This is a genomic window from Actinacidiphila guanduensis (genome assembly GCF_900103985.1).
GTDB lineage: Bacteria > Actinomycetota > Actinomycetes > Streptomycetales > Streptomycetaceae > Actinacidiphila > Actinacidiphila guanduensis.
The window spans coordinates 55,642-78,937 of the sequence record NZ_FNIE01000014.1; the positions used below are offsets into that span (position 1 = coordinate 55,642).

A 23,296-nucleotide genomic window follows, 5' to 3' on the forward strand; every position below is an offset into this window, starting at 1 on the left:
CCCGGTCGGTTCTCTTTACCGAGCCGGGGAAGTCCCCGCAGGGGGGAGCGAGTGCTGCGGACTCAGCTCGCCGCGGAGCCACGGGGGCCGCAGGGGCGGCCGGTGCGGAGGTTTCCGGTGGCGCCGGTGATCACGGAGTCCAACCGGGCGCGGGTGCCGAGGAGTTCGGCGACCTGGGTGTCGATGCGGTCCCGTTCCGCGGCGAGCCGGTCGAGGAGCGCGGGCGTGGCCCGGCCGTCCACCACGCAGGGCAACAGCTCGGCGATGGTGCGGCTGGACAGGCCGGCCGCGTACAGCTGCCGCACCAGCCGCACCCGCTCGACAGCGCTCTCGGGGTACTGCCGCTGGCCGCTGGGGCTGCGGTCGGCGGCGAGCAGCCCCTGCTCCTCGTAGTACCGCAGCGCCCGCACGCTGGCGCCGGTCCGGCCGGCGAGATCCCCGATCCGCATCACGGTCCTCCCTCGGCCCCGGCGGGCTTCTCCTGCTTCGGCGGGGCGCTCCGAGCCGCGTCCCCGGTCGTCGGTGCGGCCGGTGCCGCCGGCAGCCCTTGCCTCTGACGTCGGCGTCAGGTCCTAGCGTAAGTGCGCCGGGCCGGCCGCAGCCGCCGGCCCCAGGTCTCCCATCCCCGCACCCGCAGGAGCGCCATGCCGTCCTCGACCCCCTCGTACAGCCCGCAGCCGGCTCCGTACTCCGCCGTGGACGGCTCGGCGGGCGCTCCCGCCCCCGTCCCCGTCGTCTCGGTGAAGCCGGTCGTCATCCCCGCGCCAGGCCGGGGCGAGGACCTGCGGGTCCGCGTCAGCGCCCCCGTCACCGGCGACGCCCTGCCCGTCGTGCTGTTCTCGCACGGCTTCGGCTCGTCGCTGGAGGGCTACGGCCCGCTCGCCGACCACTGGGCGGCCCGCGGCTTCGCCGTCGTCCAGCCCACCCACCTCGATTCCCGGACCGTGGGCCTGTCCCCGGGCGACCCGCGCGCCCCGCGCGTCTGGCGGCTGCGGGTCGAGGACATGGAGCGCGTGCTGGACCACCTCGACGTCCTGGCGGCCGCCGTTCCCGGTCTCGCCGGACGCCTCGACCCCGGCCGGATCGCGGCAGCGGGGCACTCCTTCGGCGGCCAGACCGCGGGCGCGCTGCTCGGCCTGCGGGTCCGCGACCCCTCGACCGGCGAGGCAGCCGACCTGTCCGACCCGCGGGTCACCGCAGGTGTCCTGCTCGCCACCGCCGGCCGCGGCGGGACCGACCTCACCCCTTACGCGGCCGAGCACTTCCCGTTCATGAACCCGGATTTCGGCACGCTGACGACCCCGGCCCTGGTCGTCGCGGGCGACCGGGACGACTCCCCGCTGACCGTGCGCGGCCCCGACTGGATGGCCGACCCCTACCACCTGAGCCCCGGCGCCCGCGCCCTGCTGACACTCCACGGCGCCGAGCACTCCCTCGGCGGCATCCCCGGTCACGAGGCCCGGGAGACCACCGACGAGCACCCGGCCCGCCTCGCCCTGCTCCAGCAGGTCACCACCGCCTGGCTGCACCACGCCCTGGGCACCGGCGGCGCCGCGTGGACCGCCGTGCGGCAGACCCTGGGCACGGGCACCCACCCGCTGGGGCGGCTGGAAACGAAGGAACCGGAGGTCCAGGCTTCCTGACAGGTCGTCAGTAGAGGAGCCACCCTCCGTCCACCACCAGGACGTGCCCGCACACGTAGTCGGCGGCGGGCGAGGCGAGGTAGGCGACGGCGCCGGCGATGTCGTCGGGGCGGCCGAGGCGGCGGCGCGGGATCTTCTCCCCGGCCCTGGCCCGCTTCTGCGGCGTGTCCAGCACCTGGTCGGTGAGCGGGGTGGCGATGGTGCCGGGCGCGACACCGTTGACATTCACCCCGTACGGGGCGAGTTCGGCGCCGGCGGAGACGGTGAGCTGGCGGACCGCGCCCTTGGAGACGTCGTAGGCCGCCTCGGGTGTGGAGGAGGAGACGAAGCCCGCGGTGGAGACCACGTTCACGATCCGGCCCGTCCCTTGCGGCACCATGATCCGGGCCGCGGCCTGCAGGGCGAAGAACGTTCCGGTGACGTTGACCGCCATCTGCCGCTCCCAGTCCTGCGGGGTGTACTCCAGCAGCGGCTTGGCCACCGCGATCCCGGCGTTGTTGACCAGGATGTCCAGCCGGCCGTGCCGGCCGGCCGCGCCCTGCACGGCGGCCCGCACCGAGGCGACCTCCGCCATGTCCAGGCAGGCCGCCTCGGCCGCGCCGCCGTCCGCCGCGATGCGCTCGGCCGTACGCGCGGCCGCCTCCGCCGCGATGTCGGCGACGACCACGAACGCGCCCTGCTCCGCGAGCAGTTCCGCGCAGGCCGCGCCGATGCCGCCGGCGGCTCCCGTGACGAGGGCGACCTGCCCGGCGAGCACGCCCGGCTTCCGTAGGGCCGCCGCCCCGATGCCGCTCACGCCTCCCCCACCAGCTTCGCCCGCACCTCGCCGAGCAGCCGGATCGAGGCGCAGGTCGTCTCGTGCGGCACGCCGGGGTACTTCGAGCGGAACATCACGTGCAGGCTCGGCCCGGCGATCTCGCGCAGCTTCTCCAGTACCGGGACCACGTCCGCGGGGGCACCGAGCAGGATCTCGCCGCGCCGGGTGCGGTGCTCCTCGGGCGACATCCGGTCGGGATACCAGTCGGCGTAGGTCTCCGGCGGCAGCCCGTACCAGTCGCCGTAGACGCGGCGGGTGTACATGTAGCCCTCGCTGACGGCCGCCCAGGCGGCGTCGGGGCCGTCCTCGTGGAGGAAGCCGCCGAGCGTCATGTAGAAGCGGGCCTGCTCGGGGTCCTTGCCGTTGCGTTCCAGGGCCTCGCGGTAGAGCCGCACCGCGCCCTCGACCCGGCCGAACAGGCCGCGGTTGTGGCCCTGTTCGCCGAAGGCGTCGGAGTCGGTACCGCCGTCCATGATGAAGGCGTCGGCGAGCCGGGCGGCCCGGTCGATCGCGGCGGGTGCGTGGCCGCCCATGAGCAGCGGCGGCCCGGCCGGCTGCACGGGCTTGGGGTAGACGCCGAAGCCCTTGCGGATGAAGTGCCGCCCCTCGAAGTCCACCTCGCCGGGCCCCCACGCCTGGCGCAGTATCCGGCACAGCTCCTCGGTCCGCCCGACACGCGTCTTGCGGCGCACCCCGAAGCCCTCGTACTCGATGTCGCGGTAACCGAGGGCAACGCCGAGCTGGAGCCGGCCGCCGGTGAGGACGTCGACGAAGGCGGCGTCCTCGGCGAGCCGGACCGGGTCGTGGATCGGGGCCAGCGCGACCGAGATGCCGACGGTGATGCGGCTGGTCGCGGCGCCGACGGCGGCGGCGAAGGGCAGCACGCTGCCGACGTAGCCGCTGGGCAGGAAGTGGTGCTCGGTGATCCAGGCGGCGTCCAGGCCCACCTCCTCGGCGAGCCGGATCTGGCTGATCGAGTCCGCGATCACCTGGGTGGGGGTGACGCCTTCACCGGGCAGGCACTCCCCGCTGTAGACGCCGAGTCCTATCTCCATCTCGTCTCCCTGTGGTCTGCGTGTCCTGTGCCGTCTCGTCCGGCGTGTCGTCCGGCGTGCCGTCCGCCGTCTCGTCGCGGCCGGCCGGTCCGCTGCGTCCCGCGAGGCGCGCGGCGGGCCCGGCTCACCGGAACCGGGCCAGGAATTCGCGAGTGCGCGGGTGTTCGGGGTCGGCCATCATCCGCGCGGGCGGCCCCGCCTCCAGCACCCGCCCGCCGTCCATGAAGACCAGCCGGTCGGCGACGTCGCGGGCGAAGGACATCTCGTGGGTGACCACGAGCATCGTCATGCCCTCGGCGGCCAGGTCGCGCATGACGCGCAGCACGTCGCCGACGAGTTCGGGGTCGAGCGCGGAGGTCGGCTCGTCGAAGAGCATCAGCCGCGGGCGCATGGCCAGCGCGCGGGCGATGGCGACGCGCTGCTGCTGGCCGCCGGACAGCTGCCGCGGGTAGGCGTGCGCGCGGTCGGCGAGCCCGACCCGGCCGAGCAGTTCGCCGGCCAGCGCGGCCGCCTCGGCGGCGGGCATCCCGGCCACCCGGCGGGGCGCCTCGGTGAGGTTCTCCAGCACGGTCATGTGCGGGAAGAGGTTGAAGTGCTGGAAGACCATGCCGGTCAGCGCCCGGTGCCGGGCGATGTCGGCCTCGTCGCGCTCGACCAGCCGGCCGTCCTGCTCGCGGTAGCCGACGAGTTCGCCGTCCACGCGGATGCTGCCGCGCTGGATGCGCTCCAGCCGGTTGACGCAGCGCAGCAGAGTGGACTTGCCGGAGCCGGACGGCCCGAGCAGGCACAGCACCTCGCCGGGCGCCACATCGAGGCTGACCCCGCGCAGCACGTGGTGGTCGCCGTAGCGCTTCCAGACCTCCTCCACGGCGAGCAGCGGCCGGTCCGTCCCGGCCGCCGGTGCGGGCGTGGCCGTCATGCCGCCTCCCCGGTGTGCTTGTCGAGGCCCGCGCGTGCGGTGGCCCGCTCCAGGCGGGCGAGGGCGGCGCCGATCCGGTCCAGGGTCCGGCGCAGCGGGGTGGGCGGCAGTTCGCGCGCGGAGCCGCGGCCGAAGTGGCGCTCGACGTAGTACTGGCCCCAGGACAGGACGGTGGTCATCAGCAGGTACCACAAGGTGGCGACGACGAGCAGCGGGATGGTCTGGAAAGTGCGCGAGTAGACGAGCTGCACGGAGTAGAGGAGCTCGGGCATGGAGGTGACGCTCACCAGGGAGCTGGACTTGAGCATGCCGATCATCTGGTTGCCGGTGGGCGGCACGATGACGCGCATCGCCTGCGGCAGCACGATCCGGCGCATGACGTGGCCGCGCTTCATGCCGAGCGCGGCTGCTGCCTCGCCCTGGCCGGCGTCGACCGACAGGATGCCGGCCCGCACGATCTCCGACATGTAGGCGGCCTCGTTGAGGCCGAGGCCGAGCACGGCGGCGACGAACGGGGTGACCAGGTGGTTGGTGTCCCAGGAGGTGAAGGACGGGCCGAAGGGCACGCCGAGCGACAGCCGGGGGATGAAGGAGGCGAGGTTGAACCAGAAGAGGATCTGCACCAGCAGCGGGGCGCCACGGAAGAACCAGATGTACAGGCCTGCCGACCCGGAGAGCACCGGGTTGCGGGCCATCCGCATCACCGCGAGCACCGCGCCGAGGCCGACGCCGATCGCCATGGCGAGCACGGTCAGCTCGATGGTGCGCACCAGGCCGTCGAGCACCTCGGAGCTGGTGAAGTAGTGGGCGACGACGTGCCATTGGATGCTCGGCGCGGTGACGAGCAGGTGCGCGCCCATCGCGGCCAGCACCAGCACGACGACGGTCAGCGGCAGCCCGGAGGGGCGCACGGCCAGGATCGCGTGCCAGCGCGGCGGCTCGGCGGGCAGCTCCCGCCCGCCGCCGGCGCCGGTCGCCGCGGGGAGTTCGGCAGCGGCCGGGCCGCTGCGGGTGTGCGGGGCCATGGCCGGGGTCACCCGGCCGGGAGCACGGCGGCCTTGGTCAGCCGGCCGCTGTCGACGCCGTACTGCTTGAGCACGCGGTCGTAGGTCCCGTCGTCCATCAGGTGCTGCAGGGCGGCGGCGATCGGCTTCGCCAGTCCGTTGCCCTTGGACGTGCCGACGGCGATGGGGGTGGGCAGGTAGTCCAGCGGCTGGATGGCGAACGCCTTGTGGGACTGCTCGATGAGGTACGGCAGCTGATTGGAGGAGGTGGCGTAGACCTGGGCCCGCCCGCTGCCGACGGCCAGTTCGGCGGCGGCGTCGGAGGGGAAGGTGGAGGTCTGGATCGCCGGCTTGCCGGCCGCGGTGCACTTGGTGTCGGCCGCCTTGAGCTGCTCGACGAAGGCGGATCCCTGGATGACGGCGACCTTGGCGCCGCACAGGTCGGTGATCGCCGACACCTTCAGGGTGCTGCTCTGCGGCACCGCGAACCCGGTCCCGGACTGGAACATCGACACCAGGTCGAGCACCTTCTCGCGCTCGGGGGTGACGACCCAGGAGGTGAAGGAGACGTCGTAGCGGTGGTTCTGCAGGCCGGGTATGAAGGAGTCGAAGGAGCCGGAGCCGGTGATCTCGACCTTCAGGCCGAGCACTTGGGCGGTGGCCTTGGCGAGGTCCACCTCCCAGCCGACGAGGTCGCCGCCGTCGACGTACTCGTCCGGCGGCGCGTCGTTGTAGGTGATGTCCTTGATGACGCCGCTCTTGCGGAAGGACGCGGGCACCATCGCGGCGATCGACGGCACCTCGGCCACGCCCGCGACGGCCGAGGTGCCGCCGGCGGCCGGGCTCGCCGAGGCTGCGGCCGATGCGGAGGCGGCGTCGCCGGAGCCGCCGCTCTTGCCGCCGCCCCCGCACCCCGACAGCAGGGCGAGCGCGAGGCCGGCCGCGCCGACTGCTGCCGCGGTCCGGACGGACCTGCGTGTCCGTCCTGCTCTCTCGTGCTTCATGCGCTTCTCCTTGTTCGTCACGATGTCCTCGCGGTGCTGCCGCGGCGGGCGCGCGGGCCCTGATGGCCCGCGGACGTGGGGGTGACGCGTGTTCCGGGGCCTGCGGCCGTCATGTGCCCTCCCCCTGCGGGGCGCCGAGGACGGTGCGGGCCCGAGCGAGGGTTTCCGCGGCCGCATCGGCGAGCAGGGCCGCGTCGGAGGCGACGGCGAGCATCGTGAAGCCGAGGCCGCGCAGCGCGCGGGCGATGTCGAGCGAGCCGGCGTAGGCCCCGGCGACCACGCCGTGCTCGGCGCAGGCCCGTACCACCGTGGTGAGCGCGGCCCGGCCCCGGCTGCCGGAGAGCAGGCCGGCCACATCCGTGCCCGACGACAGCGCGAGGTCGTAGGGGCCGACGAAGAGGGCGTCCACGCCGGGGACGGCGGCGATGTCGGCCGCCGCGGCGACCGCGGCCGGTGTCTCGACCATCACCGCGCACAGGCTGCGGGCCTCGCCGGCCGTGGGCGCGGTGCCGCCGGCCAGCCCCGCGAGCGGGCCCCAACTGCGGGCGCCGAGCGGCGGGTAGTGGGTGGCGGCGGCCGCGCGGGCGGCAGCCTCGGCGTCGTCGACCACCGGCACGATCACGCCGGCGGCACCGGCGTCCAGGGCCCGCCCGATCAGGCCGGCGTCGTTGCTGCGCACGCGCACCAGCAGCGGGGCGCCGCCGGGTGCAGTGAGCGCCTCGACCAGCGAGCGGTCGTCGTGGGCGCCGTGCTGCGCGTCCAGGCACACCCAGTCGTAGCCGGCTGCGGCCAAAGTGCCCGCGCTCCACCGGCCGGGCAGGGCGCACCAGGCACCGAGCCACGCCTCGTGCGGCCGGCCGAACGGCCACGGCAGCGCCGCCATCTTCAGACCACCTGCCCCTCACTCCGGCGCCCCGCGGTTGCCGGGCGGTGCCGCCCGGTCCCGGCGCAGCGCCGCGACGTCCCGGTCCCGGCCGGGCGGTCCGGCCACCGGAGAGCCTCATCATCGACAGGCGTTCGTAAGACCGACAAGGGAAGAGGCATGCAATTTACCTACGATTAACACCATCGACCTTTCACTCATAAGGCGTTGAGCGGCCTGGTGTTTACATCTGAGCATCGCCGTGTGATGGTGAAGCCCGGCCTGGGGCCGACGGGCGGCCGCTCGGCCGGCGAGACGTGAGGAGCACCATGAGGGTCAGTCGGACGGCCGGCGCGATGCCGCACTCGGGAATCCGCGAGATCGTCAACCGGGTCATCGAGCTGCCCGGCGGGCGGATCAGCCGGCTGGAGATCGGCGAACCCGGCTTCCCCACCCCCGCGCACATCACCCGCGCCGCCTGGGACGCGGTCCCGCGTGGTGTCGGCTACACCCCGAGCACCGGCACCGGCGAGCTGCGCGAGGCGCTCGCCGCGCGACTGCGTCGCGTCACCGGCCTGGACCTGCCCGCCTCCCGCGTGGTCGTCACCCAAGGCGCGGTCCAGGCGCTGTCCGCGCTCGCCGAGGCCCTGCTCGACCCCGGTGACGACCTGCTCGTCCCCGACCCGAGCTGGCCCAACTACGAGATGATCGGCCGGATGCGCGGCGCGAGCGTCACCCGCTACCCCTTGCGCGCCTCGGCCGGCTTCCTCCCCGACCCCGACGAGGTCGAGGCGCTGATCACCCCGCGCACCCGGGCGCTGGTGCTCAACTCGCCGAGCAACCCCACCGGAAGGGTCTTCCCGCAGGAGGTGGTGGCCGCGATCGTCACCGCGGCCCGCCGGCACGGCGTGTGGGTGCTGTCCGACGAGGTCTACGACGAGCTGGTCTTCGAGGGCGCGCCCGCCAACGCCGTCGCCCTGGACCCGGAGACGGTGATCGGCGTCTACAGCTTCTCCAAGACCTATGCCATGACCGGCTGGCGGGTCGGCTACCTCACCGCGCCCGCGCGGGTGACCGCGCTGCTGAGCACCGTTCAGGAGGCGCTGCTCTCCTCGGTCTCCGCGATCGGCCAGTACGCCGCGCACGCTGCGCTGACAGGCCCTCAGGAGTGCGTGGCGCGGATGCGCGAGGAGTACCGGGCCCGCCGCGACCTCGCCGTGCGCCGCCTCACCGGCGCGGGGCTGCGGATCGCGGTGCCCCACGGCGCCTTCTACGCCATGGTGCCGCTCGCGCCGGGCGCCGACTCGCGGCTGGCGGCCCTGGACCTGGTGGGCCACGGGGTGGCGGTGGCTCCCGGAAGTGCCTTCGGCGACACAGCCCGTGACCACGTGCGCATATCATTGTCGGTCGCCGAGGACGTGCTGGAGACCGGGCTCGACCGCCTGCTCTCCTGGGGCGCGCTGACGGGCTTCGGGGCGGGCCTGGGCCGTGCGGCCGGGGCCTGAGCGCCCCGGCACGGCAGCGGGGGCAGCTCCGAGGACGGCCCAGGGCGGCCGAGGAACGCCGGGAAACGCCGGGAAACGCCGAGGAACAGGGACCCATGACCGACCCCACCAAGGGCGAGAGCCCCATGGCCAGCCTCTCCGAGGCCCTGGAGCGCCCGCACGCGCGGGTGCCCGTGGACGAGCTGGACCTGCGCATCCTGCGGCTGCTGGACGCCAACTCCCGCCTGTCGCAGCGCCGGATCGCCCAGGAGATCGACATGTCGGCGCCCGCGGTCGGCGAGCGCATCGCCCGGCTGGAGCGCTCGGGGGTGATCCGCTCCTACACCGTGGACGTGGACTGGGCCGCGCTCGGCTTCCCGCTGGTCGTCTTCATGCCGATCACCCTGCTGGCCGGCGCCGACGTCGGCGACATCCTCACCACGCTGCGGGCGCTGCCCGAGCTCGAGGAACTCATCGTCGTCACCGGCGGCTACGACCTGCTGGCCCGCTTCCGCCTGCGCGGCCACGACCACCTGCGCGAGCTGCTGATCGACCCCATCTGGCAGATACGGGGCATCCAGCGGATCGAGACGTTCCTGAGCATCGGCGAGCTGGTCGGCCCCACCAACCGCAGCCGCCTCCTCGACGAGCCCCCCGAGCTGCGCCAGTAAGGCACGCGGCCCGGGGCCGGAACGGGCGCGCCCGGGTGCTGCCCGGTGCGCCGCCCGGGGCGGGGGGCCGGTCAGAAGCCGGGGAAGACGCGGCCCAGGTCGGGGAGGGTGAGGGCGCCCTCCAGGGTGACGTTCGCTGTGAAGGGGGCCTTGAGGCGGCCGTTCAAGAGGCGGATCACCGCGCCCGGGGCGCCGGTCAGCGTCGCGGTCGGCGCGGCCGGCGGGGTCGTCGTGAGGGTGACCTTGTCGTCGATCAGCACGCCCGCACCCGGTGCCGCCAGCGCGGCCGGCCCGGGAAGCTCCGCCGGCTTGGCCACCCAGCCGAGCAGGAAGGAGAGCGGGCCGGCCAGCAGCTCGACCAGGGCCGCCGCCGACTCGGGCAGGACCTCGGCCTCGGGGTCGAGGGCGACCCGGACGTCCCAGGTGTGGTTCGCGACCTCGTTGAGCCGCAGGCCCACCGCGGTCTCCAGCGGCACCGGTTCCGGCAGGAAGCCCATGTCGATCTTCAGCGAGGAGCGCTGCTCGGGGGTGAGCGCCTCCACCGTCTCCAGCCAGCGCGCGTTCGAGGCCACGAAGCCCGCGGCCTGGTCGGCCGGGGCGGCCGCGTCCCAGCGGGCCCAGATCTCCTGGTTGGTCTCGGCCGGGACGGACTCCCCCGCCGCCCGGGCGATGGGCGCCCGGCCGATCTCGGCGCCGCTGCCGAGGTGCGAGAGCACCTGGGCGACCGTCCACTCCCCGGCGCCACTGGGCGCCGTCAACTTCCCGTCGCCCCGCTCCGCGAGGAGCGCCACCAGCGTGTCGTGCTCGGTACGAAGGGCCGCGATCGTGCGGTCCGCGAGTTCGCTCATGCTGGCCGCAACCGCGCCGGGGCCCGCGGCATTCCTGACGTGCCGCTTTCCTACCCGGACGGGCGAGGCGGAAGCCGGGCCGCATATGGGAGCCGTGCCGCGGGCCGCACCACGGCGATGCCGGACCGTACCGCGGCAATGCCCCGGCCCCCCGCATGAGCCGCGCACGTGCCCGCCGTACACACCCGGCGCGATCCTGGGATGATCCAGCCCCATACATCCGATCCATCACCACGCAACCCCACCCTTTCCCTGAACAGCTTTCTCCGTCCTGCCCGTTGACGCCAGTCGAGGCGACTGCAACGCTGCCCCCAGTCATCGGATGTCTTGGCCTCTGCGGGCATGCCCGCGGGTTGACGGTTAACCGGAGTGCTCATGAGATGGACGGCATCGGCAGGCAGGATTCTCGGGGCGGTGGTGGCTCTGGGGCTGGCGGGCGCGTCGGCGCTGGTGGCGGCGGGCCCCGCGCAGGCGGCAGGTCCCGCGCGACCAGCGGGGCCACCGGTGCTGTGGGCCGCACCCGACGGCCACGGCGCCGCCTGCACCGCGCACGCCCCCTGCTCCCTGACCACGGCCCAGGCCCAGGTCCGCACCGCCGGGCACGGCCACGCCCCCGCCGGCACCAGGGTCGAACTCCTCGGCGGCACCTACCGGTTGGGCGCCACCTGGAAGTTCGGCGCCGCGGACTCCGGCACGCCCGGCCACCCCGTCGTCTGGGAGGCGGCCCCCGGTGCCCACCCGGTGATCTCCGGCGCGACCCGCGTCACCGGCTGGCACCAGGTGGGCAGCACCGGCGTGTGGTCCGCGCGCGTCCCGCGCGGCAGCGCCACCCGCCAGCTCTACGTGGACGGCCAGGAAGCCCCGCTCGCCCAGGCCACCCCCGCCGACCTGCACTTCTCGGGCAACTGGAAAGGCTCGGCGACCGGTTACGACCTCGCGGACGACCCGGCCGCGCTGGCCTGGTTCAGTGCCCTGACCCCCGCCCAGCTGGCCCAGGTCGAGTTCGACTACCCGGCGGGCAACGGCGCCTGGACCGACTCCAAGTGCGGGGTCGCCGGCATGTCCGGCAGCACCCTGGTGATGGACCAGCCGTGCTGGGCGAACGTCACCGACATCGCCCCCTTCAGCCAGGGCACCGGCGGCCTGCCGTCCATGCCCACCTCGCAGGTGCCCACCACCATCCTGGGCGCCCGCGCACTCCTGGGGACCGGCCAGTGGTTCCTCGACACCTCGGCCGGCACGCTCTTCTACGCGCCGCCGAAGGGAAGGAAACCGGCCGCCCTCGACGTCGAACTCCCGCGCCTGGAGCAGCTGGTGCAGGGCGCCGGCAGCCTCGCCCGCCCGCTGCACGACGTCACCTTCGCCGACCTGCAGTTCTCGTACGCGACCTGGAACGCACCCTCCGGCCCGGCCGGTTTCGCCGATGTGCAGAGCAACCTGCACCGTACCGGCGCCACCAACCAGGGCCTGTGCACCTTCTCCCAGCCCGCGGGCAGCTGTCCTTGGGGCGCGCTCACCCAGCCGCTCGCCAACGTCGCCTTCAGCGGCGCCAGCCGGATCACCCTGACCGGCAACCGCTTCACCGACCTCGGCGGCGCGGGCCTGAGCTTCATGTACGGCGGCACCGGGAACACCGTGGAGGGCAACGAGTTCACCGCCATCGCCTCCACCGCCCTCTCCCTGGGCTGCACCTACGACCCGACACCGACGCAGACCCCCGCCTCGGTGATCGAGGCGAACTGCACGCCCGACGCGGACCTGGTGCGCGGTGACACGGTGGGCGAGAACGAGGTGCTGGACCGCACCACCGTCACCGACAACGTCATCCACGACGTCGGCACCGACTACCGCTCGGCCTGCGGCATCACGCTGCTGTTCAGCCGGCACACCGTGATCAGCCACAACGAGCTGTACGACCTGCCCTACACCGGCATTACCGCCGGGGTGATCCAGGGCCACGTGGACGAGGCCGACCACCCGCAGAACTCCACGAACGTCAACGCCGACAACACGATCAGCGACAACCTGATCTTCAACGTCATGCAGGTCCTCGACGACGGCGGCGCCATCTACATGGAGGGCCACCAGGCCCAGTACGTCTACGCGGCGGACGGCACGATCGACGCGGCCGCGACCCTCGCGAACGGCCTGCACGTCACCGGCAACGTTGTCTACAACGACGGCTCGCGCTTCAACGCCTTCTACGACGACGCCGGTTCGGAGTGGATCGGCTTCCACGGCAACGTCGAGTTCCACCCGCTGACCTCGCTCGGCGCGCAGGGCGGCTGCTCGTCCACCGGCCACTTCTGGGTCTCCGGCAACTGGTTCTCCGACCCCGCGGGCAGCTACATCTGCAACGCGCCGGTCGACTCCAACATCCAGGACAACACCGTCATCCCCGCCTCGCCCGGCCCGGCCGACATCCCCGCCGCCGTGCTGGCGAACGCGGGCGTCACCGCCGCGCACCAGGCGCTGGCCGCCGGGGTCCCGCTGGAGACCGCGTACGTCTCCGCGCCCGCCGGCGGTCCGTCGCAGCAGGTGCTCATCGCGGGCGCCGGCTTCTCGGGCGGGACCCCGGTGTACTTCGGCGGGCACCCGGCGAGCCGGATCCAGGTCCTCTCCCCCGGTTTCCTCGTCGCCACGGTGCCCGGCGGCGCGGACGGCACGGACGTGACGGTCGGCCCGTACGTACCGCGGCCGGTGATCACCGCGCCGGCGAGCGGCACCACGGGCCTGACCTCGGCGTTCGCGGTGCGCGGCACAGGGGCGGCGGGCGACACCGTGACCGTCCAGGACGCGACGGACCAGGGCCGTTGCGACGCGCCCGTGGCCGCCGACGGCACCTGGTCGTGCACGCTGAGCGGCGCCGCCTCCGGGCAGCACACCCTGTCGGCCACGCAGTCCGACCGCGCCGGCACCGCCTCCAAGGCGTCGGCCGCCGTCCTGGTCTACGTCGGCACCCCGCCGGCCGCGGCCCGGATCGACGACACCGACCCGTCGATCGCCTACACCGGCTGGGACTACCTGAACGCCCGCGGCTTCGGCGACTACGGCGACGACGTCCACTACGCGACCGCCGACGGCAGCAGCCTCACCGCCACCTTCATCGGCACGGGCGTGAAGGTCTTCGGCGAGGAGTACACCGACCAGGGCGACATCGCCGTCTCGATCGACGGCGCCCCGGCCACCACGGTCTCCACCGTCCCCGCCGACGGCGCCCGCCACGCCGACGTCGCCGTCTTCACCAGCCCGCCGCTCCCCGCGGGCGTCCACACCGTCACGGTCACCAAACTCTCGGGCTCCTACGCGACCTTCGACGGCCTGGAGATCGACAACCCCGCGGCGCCGTAAGCCCGTCGGGCTCATCCCGACCCCGTCCGCCCCCGGCTCACCCCCGCGGGCGGACGGGCCGGGCAAGGTGCCCTCCTCGCTCGGAGAACCCCGCGCACGGCCGTCCCACTCGCCCGGCTGCCCGCAGGGGCTACTCGTTGGTGGGGAAGCCCAGGTTGAGGCCGCCGTGGGAGGGGTCGGGCCAGCGGGTGGTGACGACCTTGGGGCGGGTGAAGAAGTGGACGCCGTCCTCGCCGTAGGCGTGGGTGTCGCCGAAGAGGCTGTTCTTCCAGCCGCCGAAGGAGAAGTAGGACACGGGGACCGGGATGGGGACGTTGACGCCGATCATGCCGACCTCGACCTCGTGCTGGAAGCGGCGGGCGGCGCCCCCGTCGTTGGTGAAGATCGCGGTGCCGTTGCCGTAGGGGTTCGCGTTGATCAGGGCCAGGCCCTCGTCGTAGGACGAGACGCGCACCACGGACAGGACGGGGCCGAAGATCTCGTCGGTGTAGACCGGCATCTCGGGGGTGACGTCGTCGAAGAGGGTGGGGCCGAGGAAGAAGCCGTCGCCGTCGGCGTCGAACTCCCCCTGGGTGCCGTCCACGACGAGCTTCGCGCCCGCCTCGGTGCCCGCCTCGATGTAGGAGGCGACCTTGTCCCGGTGCGCCCTGGTCACCAGCGGGCCCATGTCGCAGCCGCGGGTGCCGTCGCCGGTGCGCAGGCCGGCCATCCGGTGGGCGATGCGGGCGACGAGGTCGTCGGCGACGGGCTCGACGGCGACCAGCACCGAGATCGCCATGCACCGCTCGCCGGCCGAGCCGAAGCCGGCGTTGACGGCGGCGTCGGCGGCCAGGTCGAGGTCGGCGTCGGGCAGCACCAGCATGTGGTTCTTCGCGCCGCCCAGCGCCTGGACCCGCTTGCCGTGCCGGGTGCCGGTCTCGTAGACGTACCTGGCCACCGGGGTGGAGCCGACGAAGGAGACCGCGGCGATGTCCTCGTGGGCGAGCAGCGCGTCCACCGCCTCCTTGTCGCCGTTGACGACCTGGAGGACGCCGTCGGGCAGCCCGGCCTCCTTCCACAGGGCCGCGATCGCCAGGGCCGCGCTCGGGTCCTTCTCGCTCGGCTTGAGCACCACCGCGTTGCCGCAGGCGAGCGCGAGGGGCACGAACCACATCGGCACCATCGCGGGGAAGTTGAACGGCGAGATCACCGCGACGACGCCGAGCGGCTGCCGCACCGAGTGGACGTCCACCGAGGTGGAGGCGTTCTCGCTGAAGCCGCCCTTGAGCAGGTGCGGGATGCCGCAGGCGAACTCGGCCACCTCCAGCCCGCGCATCACCTCGCCGAGCGCGTCGGAGAGCACCTTGCCGTGCTCGGCGGTGACCAGTGCCGCGATCTCCTCACGGCGGGCGTACAGCAACTCGCGGAAGGCGAAGAGGACCTGGGACCGCCTGGCCAGCGACACATCGCGCCACTGCCGCCAGGCCGCCTTCGCGGAGACGACCGCGGCGCCGACGAGGTCGGCCGAGGCGAGGTCCACCGCGCCGGTCTGCTCCCCGGTGGCCGGGTTGTGGACGGGGGCGGTGCGCTCGGCGGTGCCCTGCCACGGACGGCCGTCGATGAGGTGGGTGATGCGCTGCGGCTCGCTCACGGCAGGCTCCTTGACAGATAGGTGTGGGAGGGGAGGTGGCGCCGGGTCAGTTCCCGGCCGGGTCCCCAGGTTGAGGCGCGGTGCGGCCCAGCGGAGCACCCGGCTCCTGTGCGCCGGCCGGTTCCGCGGACGGTCCGGCCGGCTCGGCCGGCGCGAGCAGCGGGCGCTGATCCGCCTTGTGCCGGACGTACTCGGCGTGCGCCTCCCGCGTGGAGTCGAGCGAGGCGGTCTGGCTCACCGGCACGTCCCACCAGCTCGCGCTGTCCGGCGCGGACACCAGCGGGTCGGTCTCGACGTGGATGACGACGGGCCCGCCGTCGGCCGGCCACTCCCTGGCCTTGGCGATGGCCGCCTCCAGGTCCGCCCGCGAGTGCACCTCGATCACATGGGCGCCGAGGCTGCGGGCGTTGGCGGCGAGGTCGGTCGGCAGGTGCGGGCCGTCGAGGCGGCCGCCCGGCCCACGGTAGCGGTACTGCGTGCCGAACCGCTGGGAGCCCAGCGACTGCGAGAGCGAGCCGATGGAGTGGAAGCCGTTGTTCTGCACCAGGACGACGATGATCTTCACGCGTTCCTGGACGGCGGTGGCCAGTTCGGTCGGCATCATCAGGTAGCCGCCGTCGCCGACCATCGCGAAGACCTCGCGGGTGGGGTCGGCGAGCCGGACGCCGATCGCGCCGGGGATCTCGTAGCCCATGCAGGAGTAGCCGTACTCGACGTGGTAGCCCTTGCGGTCCCGGACCCGCCACAGCTTGTGCAGGTCGCCGGGCATCGAGCCGGCCGCGCACAGCACGACGTCGCGCGGGCCGGACAGCTCGTTGACGCAGCCCAGCACGGTGGACTGGGTGAGCACGCCCGGCGCGAGGCGGTCGGTCACCTCGGCGGCCGGGTGGTAGGCGGCCTCCACCTCGGCGTCCCACGCGGCCCACAGCGCGGCCTGCTCCTGCTCGTAGGAGGCCGGGACGCGGTGGCCGGCCAGGGCGGCGGTCAGGGCGGTCAGCGCCTCGCGGGCGTCGGCGACCAGCGCCAGCCCGGCGTGCTTGCCCGCGTCGAACGCGGCCGCGTTGATGTTGACGAACCGCACGCCGGGGTGCTGGAAGGCGGTGCGCGAGGCGGTGGTGAAGTCGCTCCAGCGGGTGCCCACGCCGATGACGAGATCGGCGTCGCGGGCAAGGGCATTGGCCGCGGTGGTGCCCGTGGAGCCGACCGCGCCCATGAGCTGGGGGTGCCCGTGCGGCAGGGAGCCCTTGCCGGCCTGGGTCTCGCCGACGGGGATGCCGGTGGCGGCGGCGAAGTCCCGCAGGGCGTCCTCGGCGCCGGAGTAGTGGACGCCGCCGCCGGCCACGAGCAGCGGCCGCCGGGCGCCGCGGACGAGGTCGGCGGCGGCCGCCACGAGCGCGGTCTCGGCCGGCCGCCGGGCGATGTGCCAGGTGCGCGGGGCGAACAGCTCCGCCGGCCAGTCGTACGCCTCGGCCTGGACGTCCTGCGGCAGCGAGATCGTGGCCGCGCCGGTGTCGGCGGGGTCGGTGAGCACCCGCATCGCGCCGAGCAGCGCGGCCGGCAGCTGCTCGGGCCGTGAGACCCGGTCGAAGAAGCGCGACAGCGGGCGGAAGGCGTCGTTCACGCTCACGTCGGCCGCGTACGGCTGTTCCAGCTCCTGCAGGACGGGCGCGCCCACCCGGGTGGCGAAGGTGTCGGAGGGCAGCAGCAGCACCGGGATGCGGTTGATGGTGGCAAGGGCCGCGCCGGTGAGCATGTTGGTGGAGCCGGGCCCGATGGAGGCGGTGCAGGCCCAGGTCTGCAGCCGGTCCTGCTGGCGGGCGTAGCCGACGGAGGTGTGCACCATCGCCTGCTCGTTGCGGGCCAGGATGTACGGCAGCGGCGAGTGCCCGCCGGACTCCTGCTCCATCTGGAGCAGCGCCTGCCCGAAGCCGGCGACGTTGCCGTGGCCGAAGATCCCGAGGACGCCGGCGAAGAACCGGCGGCGCTCGCCGTCGCGCTCGGCGAACTGCGCGGCCAGGAAGCGGGCGGTGGCCTGGGCCACCGTCAGCCGCACCGTCGCGGGGGCTTGCGTGCTCATGCGGTCTCCTTCGTCTCAGGAGGGGCGGCCGGGCGGACGAGCGGCAGCCGCGGGTCGAACGGCTGGTCCGGCCAGGTGTCGCGGACCCAGGCGTGCGCGGGGTCGTCGCAGATCAGCCAGGCCCGCTCGGGCCCGGGGCCGGCCATGACGTTGAGGTAGTACAGGTGCGCGTCGGGCGCGGCGATCGAGGGGCCGTGCCAGCCGTGCGGGACGAGGACGGCGTCGCCGGCGCGGACCTCGGCGAGCACGTCGATCGGCCGGTCCGCGGCGGAGGCGTAGACCCGCTGGTAGCCGACGGGGTCGGTGCAGCGCGGGTCGGTGGCCTGCGTCTCGAAGTAGTAGATCTCCTCCAGGGCGGTCTCCTCGCCCGGGCGTTCCACGTCGTGCTTGTGCGGCGGCCAGGAGCTCCAGTTGCCCGCGGGGGTGACGACCTCGCAGGCGATGACGGAGTCGGCGGCCAGCACCGCGGGCGTGCCGAAGTTGCGCACCTCGCGCGAGGCGGCACCGGCGCCGCGCCGCTCCACGGGCACGTCGGCGGCGGGGACGCGGTGGACGCCGCGGCCGGTGCTGCCGGGGGCGAGGGCGCCGGCGAGCGCGACCCGGGCGGGGGCGCCGGCCGCTTGCAGGGTGATGCGGGCGCCGGCGGGCACGTAGGCGACGTCGGTGGGGCCGGCGAAGACGTCGGGCCGCCCGTCGAGCCGGACCCGGTGCACCTGGCCGTCGGCGGTCTCGGCGGTGACGTGCACGGCGCCGGACAGCGGCACGACCAGGTGCTCGAAGTCGCCCGCCGCAAGGGCGCGGGTCTCCTCGCCGGCCAGGCGGGCGGTGCGCAGGCTGGTGTGGTGCCAGCCGGGGTGGGCGTCGGTGACGGCGAGGTCCCAGCCGTCGGCGCCCGCGGTGCCGTGGGGCAGGACCCAGCGGGTCTCGTCGGTCACCTGCTGCTCCCGTGGGTGAGGTCGACGGCGATGTCCACGGCGGCCGCCACGTCGCCGTCCGGCGGGTAGAGCAGGGCGCGGCCGACGACGAGGCCGCGCACCTGCGGGATGCGCAGGGCGGCGCCCCAGGAGGCGTAGGTGTCGCGCGGGTCGCCCTGCGGGTCGCCGCCGAGCAGGAGGGTGGGCATGGTGGTGGCGTCCAGCACCCGTTCCAGCTCGTCCACGACCGGGAGTTTGAGCCAGGTGTAGGCGCTGGTGGCGCCCAGGCCGCTGGCTATGTGGATGGAGGTGATGACGCTGTCGGGGTCGAGCAGGTTGCGGGAGCGGCCGGCCTCGCGGACCGACAGGAAGGGCTCGATCATCGCCATCAGGCCCAGGCCCGCGAGTCCGGTGACGGCGGCCGCGGTCGCCTCCAGGGTGGCCGCGGTGCCGGGGTCGCCCAGGCAGATCCGGGTGAGGGTCTTGCCGCCGTCCAGGCCCTGCTCGGCCAGGGCTTGCGGGGTGTAGGCGGTGAAGCGGTCGTCGAACTCGAAGGCGGCGCCCTGCAGTCCGCCGCGGTTCATCGAGCCGATGGCGACCTTGTCCTCCAGGGCGCCCATCAGCAGCAGGTCGTCCAGCAGGTCGGGGGTGCTGAGCACGCCGTCGACGCCGGGGCGCGACAGGGCCGTCGCCAGCCGCTCCAGCAGGTCGGTGCGGCTGGCCATGGCCCGGGTGTCGCCGCGCACGCCGAGGGCGCCGCGGGCGGGATGGTCGGCGGCGACGATGAGCAGGCGGCCGTCGTCGCCGAGCAGGGGGCGGCGGGCGCGCTTCTGCCAGGCGCGGCCGATGCGTTCGGGCTCGCGGGCCCGGATCTCGGTCAGCTGTGCGGCGTCCATCAGGCCGTCCTCTCCGAAGGGCGCGCGCGGGAGGCGAGAGCGGCCTCCACCTCGGCGGTCGTGGGCATGGCGGTCGAGCATTCCAGCCGGGAGGCGACGAGCGCGCCGGCCACGTTGGCGAACTCGACGGTACGGCGCAGCTCCCAGCCGGCGAGCAGGCCGTGCACGAGGGCGCCGCCGAAGGCGTCGCCGGCGCCGAGGCCGTTGACGACTTGGACGGGGAAGGGTGCGACCTCGACCCGCTCCTCGCGGGTGGCGGCCAGGACGCCCTTGGGGCCCTGCTTGACGATCGCGAGGTCCAGGCCGCGGTCGAGCAGGGCGTCGGCGGCGCGCTGCGGGTCGCGTTCGCCGACGGCGACCTCGCACTCCTCGCGGTTGCCGACCGCGACCGTGACGTGCTCCAGTGCCAGGCCGACCTGTTCGCGGGCCTCCTCGGCGTCCGCCCAGAACATCGGCCGGTAGTCCAGGTCGAGGACGGTGGTGGCGCGCCGGCCGCGCGCCTGCCAGGCGGCGAAGTGGGCGGCCCGGCTGGGCTGGGCGGACAGGCCGGTGACGGTGGCCCAGAAGACGGCCGTGCCGCGGACCGCGTCCAGCGGCAACTCGTCCGGCTCGATCATCAGGTCGGGCGCGGTGCCGTAGCGGTAGAAGTAGAGCGGGAAGTCGTCGGGCGGGAAGACCTCGCAGAAGGTGACCGGCGTGGGCGGGCCGTCCGGGTCGGTGATCGGGGTGATGTACGCGGGGTCGACGCCGAGCCGGGCGGCCTCGGCGCGCACGTAGCGGCCGAAGGGGTCGTCGCCGGTGCGGGTGATGAGGGCGGCGTCGCGGCCGTGACGGGCGGCGGCGACGGCGACGTTGGTGGCGCTGCCGCCCAGGAACTTCTGGAAGGTGCGCACCTCCTCCAGGCCGACGCCGTGGTCGAGCGGGTAGATGTCGACGCCGGTGCGGCCGATGGTGACAAGGTCGTGGGCCACCGTCACTCCCCCGCCGGTGCGGGGGCGCCGGCCCGGCCGGCGGCCACGGCGAGCAGGTGGGCCACCGAGGCGCGCACGTCGTCGCGCGGGTCGGCGCCGCCGGGCTCGCCGGGGGCCGCGTGCAGCACGGTGTCCTGCTCCAGGACGTACCAGCCGGCGTACCCGGCGTCCTCCAGCAGGCGGACGATGGCGGCGATGTCCACGTCTCCCGCGCCCAGCGGCACGTACATGCCCTCGGCGACGGCCGCGGTGTAGGAGGTCGCACCGGAGCGGACCCGGTCGGCCAGCGTGCGGCGGACGTCCTTGAGGTGGACGTGGGCGATGCGGTGCGGGTGGCTCGCGGCCAGCGCGACGGGGTCGCCGCCGCCGATGAGCAGGTGGCCGGTGTCGAGGCAGAGGCCGATGCGGCTGCCGTCCAGGACCCGCTGGGTCTCCACGCCGGACTCGACCATGGTGCCGACGTGGGGGTGGAGGGTCGCGGTCAGGCCCGCGGCCTCGGCCGCGGCCGCGATCCGGTCGAGGTTGGCGAGCAGGCGGGCCCAGCCGGCGTCGTCCAGGACGGGGCGGGCGTCGTAGCCGTCGGTGCCGGTCGCGGCGGCGACGACCACGGTGCCGGCGTCGGCGGCGACCAGGCCGGCGATCGCGGTCTCGACCTCGGGCAGCGGGTCGTGCCCGGCCTCGTGCAGGACGACGGGGACGAACTGCCCGACGGCGCGCAGGCCGTGGGCGGCGAGGACCGCGGCCTTGTCGGCCGGGGCGTCGGGCAGGAAGCCGTCGGGGCCGAACTCCGTCGCGGACAGACCCAGTTCACGCATCTGCGGCAGGACGGTGCCGGGGCCGAGCTGGTGGCCCCAGCCGGGGACCTCGCACACGCCCCAGGAGATCGGCGCGCCGGCGATGCGCTCGGCGAGGGGGGCGGTCACGACCGGGCTCCCTTCGCCCGGCCGGTGCCCGGCCCGGCGGTGTGGCGGTGGCGGCGGGCCGACGTGCTCGGCATGGCGCGTCCCTCTTCCCGGTAGGTGTCAGTGTGGCGTGCTGCTGGTGCGTACGGCGCGGTGCGGCCTCGCGCACCGCGCGCCCGGGCGCGCGGCCCGGGCGTCTGCGTCGAGCCTGCCTCTCCAGGCGACAGCATGTCAATAGTTTGTCCTGACATTCTGACTTCCGACAGAGCGCTCGGCAGGTGGCCCGATCCGCGGCGGATCGGGGCGGGAATCAGTGCGCGGCGACCGTCATCTCGAAGGCGTAGCGGGAGGCGCGGTAGACGTGCGAGCCGTACTCCACTGGCCGGTCGGAGGCGTCGCGCGCGGTGCGGACCATGGTCAGCAGGGTGGCGCCGCGGCTCTCCGCGAGCAGCCGCGCCTCGGCCGCGGTGGCCCGGCGGGCACCGATGGTCTGCTCCGCGGTGCTCAGCACGATGCCCGAGCGGCGCAGGAGTTGGTAGAGCCCGGCGCCGGCCAGCGCCTGCGGGGTGAGGTCCACCAGGCCGGCCGGCAGGTGGTTGTGGAGCAGCGCGATCGGCTCGCCGTCGGCCAGGCGCAGCCGCTGCAGCGCCACCACCTCGGCACCCTCGGGCACTTGGAGCGCGGCGGCGACCTCCGGCTCGGCCGGCACCGTCGCTATGGACAGCACCTCGGTGGCGGGGCGCCGCCGGTCGCGGGCCAGGTCCTCGTAGAGGCTGGTGAACTCCAGCTGACGGCGAATGCGGTTCGCCACCACCTGGGTGCCGACGCCCCGCTTGCGGGCCAGCAGGCCCTTGTCGACCAGGTGCTGCATGGCCTGACGCATCGTCGGCCGGGACAGGCCGAACTGGTCGGCCATCGTCACCTCGTTGCTCAGCCGGGTACCGGGCGGCAGCACCCCGGACTCGATGAGGTGCTGCAGCTGCTGGGCGAACTGGAAGTACAGCGGGACCGGGCTGCTGCGGTCGATGGTGATCTGCTGCGCGAGCGACTCCACGTCCACCCCTCCAGGAGACTTCTGCCGACGCACGCCAGTATGACTCATCAGGCGGCGTAACCTCTGTACGTCCATATGTCATAACAAACTCTTGCCTTGTCATCCGTCGAAGAGTAGAAAGCAGAAGGCCGCTCCCGGCGTTCCGCACGAAAGGCACCCGCACATGCGCATCGGACTCATCGGCACGGGACGCATCGGCGCGTTCCATGCCGCCACCCTCGCCGGCCTGCCCGCCGTGACCGGCCTCGTGGTGCACGACGCCGACGAACGCTCCGCCCGCGGCGTGGCGGACCAGGTGGGCGCGCAGTACGCGGGCGACCTGGACGGCCTGCTCGGCGCGGGCCTGGACGGCGTGGTGATCGCCGCGCCCACCGCCTTCCACGCCGAGCTGATCCTGGCCGCGCGAGCGGCGGGCCTGGCCACCTTCTGCGAGAAGCCGGTGGCCGGCACCCTCGCCGAGACCGACGCGGTGCTCGCCGCGCTGGAGGGGGCCGAGGTCCCGCTGCAGATAGGGTTCCAGCGCCGCTTCGACGCCGGGTACGCCGCGCTGCGCGAGGCCGTCGCGGACGGCCGGCTGGGCTGGACGCACACGCTGCGGGCCGTCACCGCCGACCCGGCCCCGCCGCACCCGGGCTACATCCCGGCCTCCGGCGGCATCTTCCGCGACTGCTCGGTGCACGACTTCGACATCGTGCGCTGGGTCACCGGCCGCGAGGTCACCGAGGTCTACGCGACCGGCGCGAACAGGGGCGAGGAGTTCTTCGCCGCCGCCGGCGACGTGGACACCGCCGTCTCCCTGCTCACCTTCGACGACGGCACCCTGGCCACCTGCACCGCCACCCGCTACAACGGCGCCGGCTACGACGTCCGCCTGGAGGTGTGCGGCTCCAAGGGCACCCTGGCCGCCGGCCTGACCGACCAGGCGCCGCTGGTCTCCGCCGAGGGCGCCCCGTGGCCCGCCGGCACGCCCTACGACGGCTTCATGGAGCGCTTCCAGGACGCCTACCGGGCCGAACTGGCCGCCTTCACCGAGGTGGTGGCCGGCATTCGGCCGAGCCCCTGCACCGGGGCGGACGCCCGCGCGGCCCTGGCCGTCGCCGAGGCCGCCACCCGCTCCCGTCTGGAGGGCCGCCCGGTCCGGCTGGACGAGACGGCCTGACACCCCGCACTCGCGACCGCGGCACCCGCCCCCCG

Annotated in this window: 20 protein-coding genes; 5 read left to right on the top strand and 15 right to left on the bottom strand. The window is 74.3% G+C overall.

Features of this window, described 5'->3' with window-relative positions; all coding sequences use genetic code 11:
* Positions 1-62 precede the first annotated feature (62 nt).
* A complete protein-coding gene (locus tag BLR33_RS27020) occupies positions 63-449 on the bottom strand; it encodes a MerR family transcriptional regulator (protein WP_176930518.1) in 387 nt (128 codons plus the stop codon).
* A 195-nt stretch (positions 450-644) separates the two neighbouring features.
* Between BLR33_RS27020 and BLR33_RS27025 the strand changes: the two genes are divergently transcribed.
* The gene (locus tag BLR33_RS27025) at positions 645-1,643 is read left to right on the top strand and encodes an alpha/beta hydrolase family protein (protein ID WP_107408925.1); all 999 of its coding nucleotides are present in this window, start codon (positions 645-647) and stop codon (positions 1,641-1,643) included.
* Positions 1,644-1,650: 7 nt separating this feature from the next.
* Here the strand turns inward: BLR33_RS27025 and BLR33_RS27030 are convergent, their stop codons facing one another.
* The 6 genes from BLR33_RS27030 to BLR33_RS27055 all read right to left on the bottom strand — a co-directional run bounded on the left by BLR33_RS27030 (position 1,651) and on the right by BLR33_RS27055 (position 7,325).
* Positions 1,651-2,439: an SDR family NAD(P)-dependent oxidoreductase gene (locus BLR33_RS27030; RefSeq protein ID WP_218136709.1), complete on the bottom strand. Its 789-nt coding sequence runs from the start codon at positions 2,437-2,439 to the stop codon at positions 1,651-1,653.
* Positions 2,436-3,515 carry an LLM class flavin-dependent oxidoreductase gene (locus BLR33_RS27035; protein WP_093787242.1) on the bottom strand — a complete coding sequence of 360 codons (1,080 nt, stop codon included), beginning with the start codon at positions 3,513-3,515 and terminating at the stop codon, positions 2,436-2,438. Before BLR33_RS27035 ends, BLR33_RS27030 begins: the two co-directional genes overlap by 4 nt.
* 124 nt (positions 3,516-3,639) lie before the next feature.
* Positions 3,640-4,434 (bottom strand): amino acid ABC transporter ATP-binding protein, encoded by a 795-nt coding sequence (locus BLR33_RS27040; protein ID WP_093787243.1) that lies wholly within the window; start codon positions 4,432-4,434, stop codon positions 3,640-3,642.
* Positions 4,431-5,459, bottom strand: coding sequence for an amino acid ABC transporter permease (locus BLR33_RS27045; RefSeq protein WP_176930520.1), 1,029 nt, complete (start codon positions 5,457-5,459; stop codon positions 4,431-4,433). Before BLR33_RS27045 ends, BLR33_RS27040 begins: the two co-directional genes overlap by 4 nt.
* An 8-nt stretch (positions 5,460-5,467) precedes the next feature.
* On the bottom strand, positions 5,468-6,442 hold the full coding sequence (locus BLR33_RS27050) for an ABC transporter substrate-binding protein (RefSeq protein ID WP_176930522.1): 975 nt from the start codon (positions 6,440-6,442) through the stop codon (positions 5,468-5,470).
* Between the two features lie 109 nt (positions 6,443-6,551).
* Positions 6,552-7,325 (bottom strand): HpcH/HpaI aldolase family protein, encoded by a 774-nt coding sequence (locus BLR33_RS27055; RefSeq protein WP_093787245.1) that lies wholly within the window; start codon positions 7,323-7,325, stop codon positions 6,552-6,554.
* A 308-nt stretch (positions 7,326-7,633) separates the two neighbouring features.
* On the opposite strand from BLR33_RS27055, the gene BLR33_RS27060 reads away from it, so the two are divergent.
* Positions 7,634-8,809 (top strand): pyridoxal phosphate-dependent aminotransferase, encoded by a 1,176-nt coding sequence (locus tag BLR33_RS27060; protein ID WP_093787246.1) that lies wholly within the window; start codon positions 7,634-7,636, stop codon positions 8,807-8,809.
* A gap of 95 nt (positions 8,810-8,904) precedes the next feature.
* Positions 8,905-9,459: an Lrp/AsnC family transcriptional regulator gene (locus BLR33_RS27065; protein ID WP_093787247.1), complete on the top strand. Its 555-nt coding sequence runs from the start codon at positions 8,905-8,907 to the stop codon at positions 9,457-9,459.
* Between the two features lie 71 nt (positions 9,460-9,530).
* On the opposite strand, the gene BLR33_RS27070 is transcribed toward BLR33_RS27065, so the two are convergent.
* Positions 9,531-10,307 (bottom strand): maleylpyruvate isomerase family mycothiol-dependent enzyme, encoded by a 777-nt coding sequence (locus BLR33_RS27070; protein ID WP_093787248.1) that lies wholly within the window; start codon positions 10,305-10,307, stop codon positions 9,531-9,533.
* 414 nt (positions 10,308-10,721) lie between these two features.
* On the opposite strand from BLR33_RS27070, the gene BLR33_RS36790 reads away from it, so the two are divergent.
* Positions 10,722-13,658, top strand: coding sequence for an Ig-like domain-containing protein (locus tag BLR33_RS36790; protein WP_143031762.1), 2,937 nt, complete (start codon positions 10,722-10,724; stop codon positions 13,656-13,658).
* A gap of 130 nt (positions 13,659-13,788) precedes the next feature.
* Here BLR33_RS36790 and BLR33_RS27080 read toward each other — a convergent pair whose 3' ends face one another.
* From BLR33_RS27080 to BLR33_RS27110, 7 genes are all read right to left on the bottom strand, one after another.
* On the bottom strand, positions 13,789-15,288 hold the full coding sequence (locus BLR33_RS27080) for a CoA-acylating methylmalonate-semialdehyde dehydrogenase (protein WP_093787250.1): 1,500 nt from the start codon (positions 15,286-15,288) through the stop codon (positions 13,789-13,791).
* Positions 15,289-15,334: 46 nt separating this feature from the next.
* Complete coding sequence (gene iolD, locus BLR33_RS27085) at positions 15,335-17,365, bottom strand: 3D-(3,5/4)-trihydroxycyclohexane-1,2-dione acylhydrolase (decyclizing) (protein WP_093787251.1); 2,031 nt, start codon at positions 17,363-17,365, stop codon at positions 15,335-15,337.
* Positions 17,362-18,300: a 5-deoxy-glucuronate isomerase gene (iolB, locus tag BLR33_RS27090; RefSeq protein WP_093787252.1), complete on the bottom strand. Its 939-nt coding sequence runs from the start codon at positions 18,298-18,300 to the stop codon at positions 17,362-17,364. Before iolB ends, iolD begins: the two co-directional genes overlap by 4 nt.
* Positions 18,297-19,175, bottom strand: a complete 879-nt coding sequence (locus BLR33_RS27095) for a Cgl0159 family (beta/alpha)8-fold protein (protein WP_093787253.1) — start codon at positions 19,173-19,175, stop codon at positions 18,297-18,299. Before BLR33_RS27095 ends, iolB begins: the two co-directional genes overlap by 4 nt.
* Positions 19,175-20,146, bottom strand: a complete 972-nt coding sequence (gene iolC, locus BLR33_RS27100) for a 5-dehydro-2-deoxygluconokinase (RefSeq protein WP_093787254.1) — start codon at positions 20,144-20,146, stop codon at positions 19,175-19,177. The genes BLR33_RS27095 and iolC overlap by 1 nt, the downstream gene beginning before the upstream one ends.
* 2 nt (positions 20,147-20,148) lie before the next feature.
* On the bottom strand, positions 20,149-21,069 hold the full coding sequence (locus BLR33_RS27105) for a TIM barrel protein (RefSeq protein WP_093787255.1): 921 nt from the start codon (positions 21,067-21,069) through the stop codon (positions 20,149-20,151).
* Positions 21,070-21,358: 289 nt separating this feature from the next.
* Entirely contained in the window at positions 21,359-22,150 is a 792-nt protein-coding gene (locus BLR33_RS27110) for a GntR family transcriptional regulator (protein WP_176930524.1), read from the bottom strand.
* A gap of 115 nt (positions 22,151-22,265) precedes the next feature.
* Between BLR33_RS27110 and BLR33_RS27115 the strand changes: the two genes are divergently transcribed.
* Positions 22,266-23,261, top strand: coding sequence for a Gfo/Idh/MocA family protein (locus tag BLR33_RS27115; RefSeq protein WP_093787256.1), 996 nt, complete (start codon positions 22,266-22,268; stop codon positions 23,259-23,261).
* Positions 23,262-23,296 lie beyond the last annotated feature (35 nt).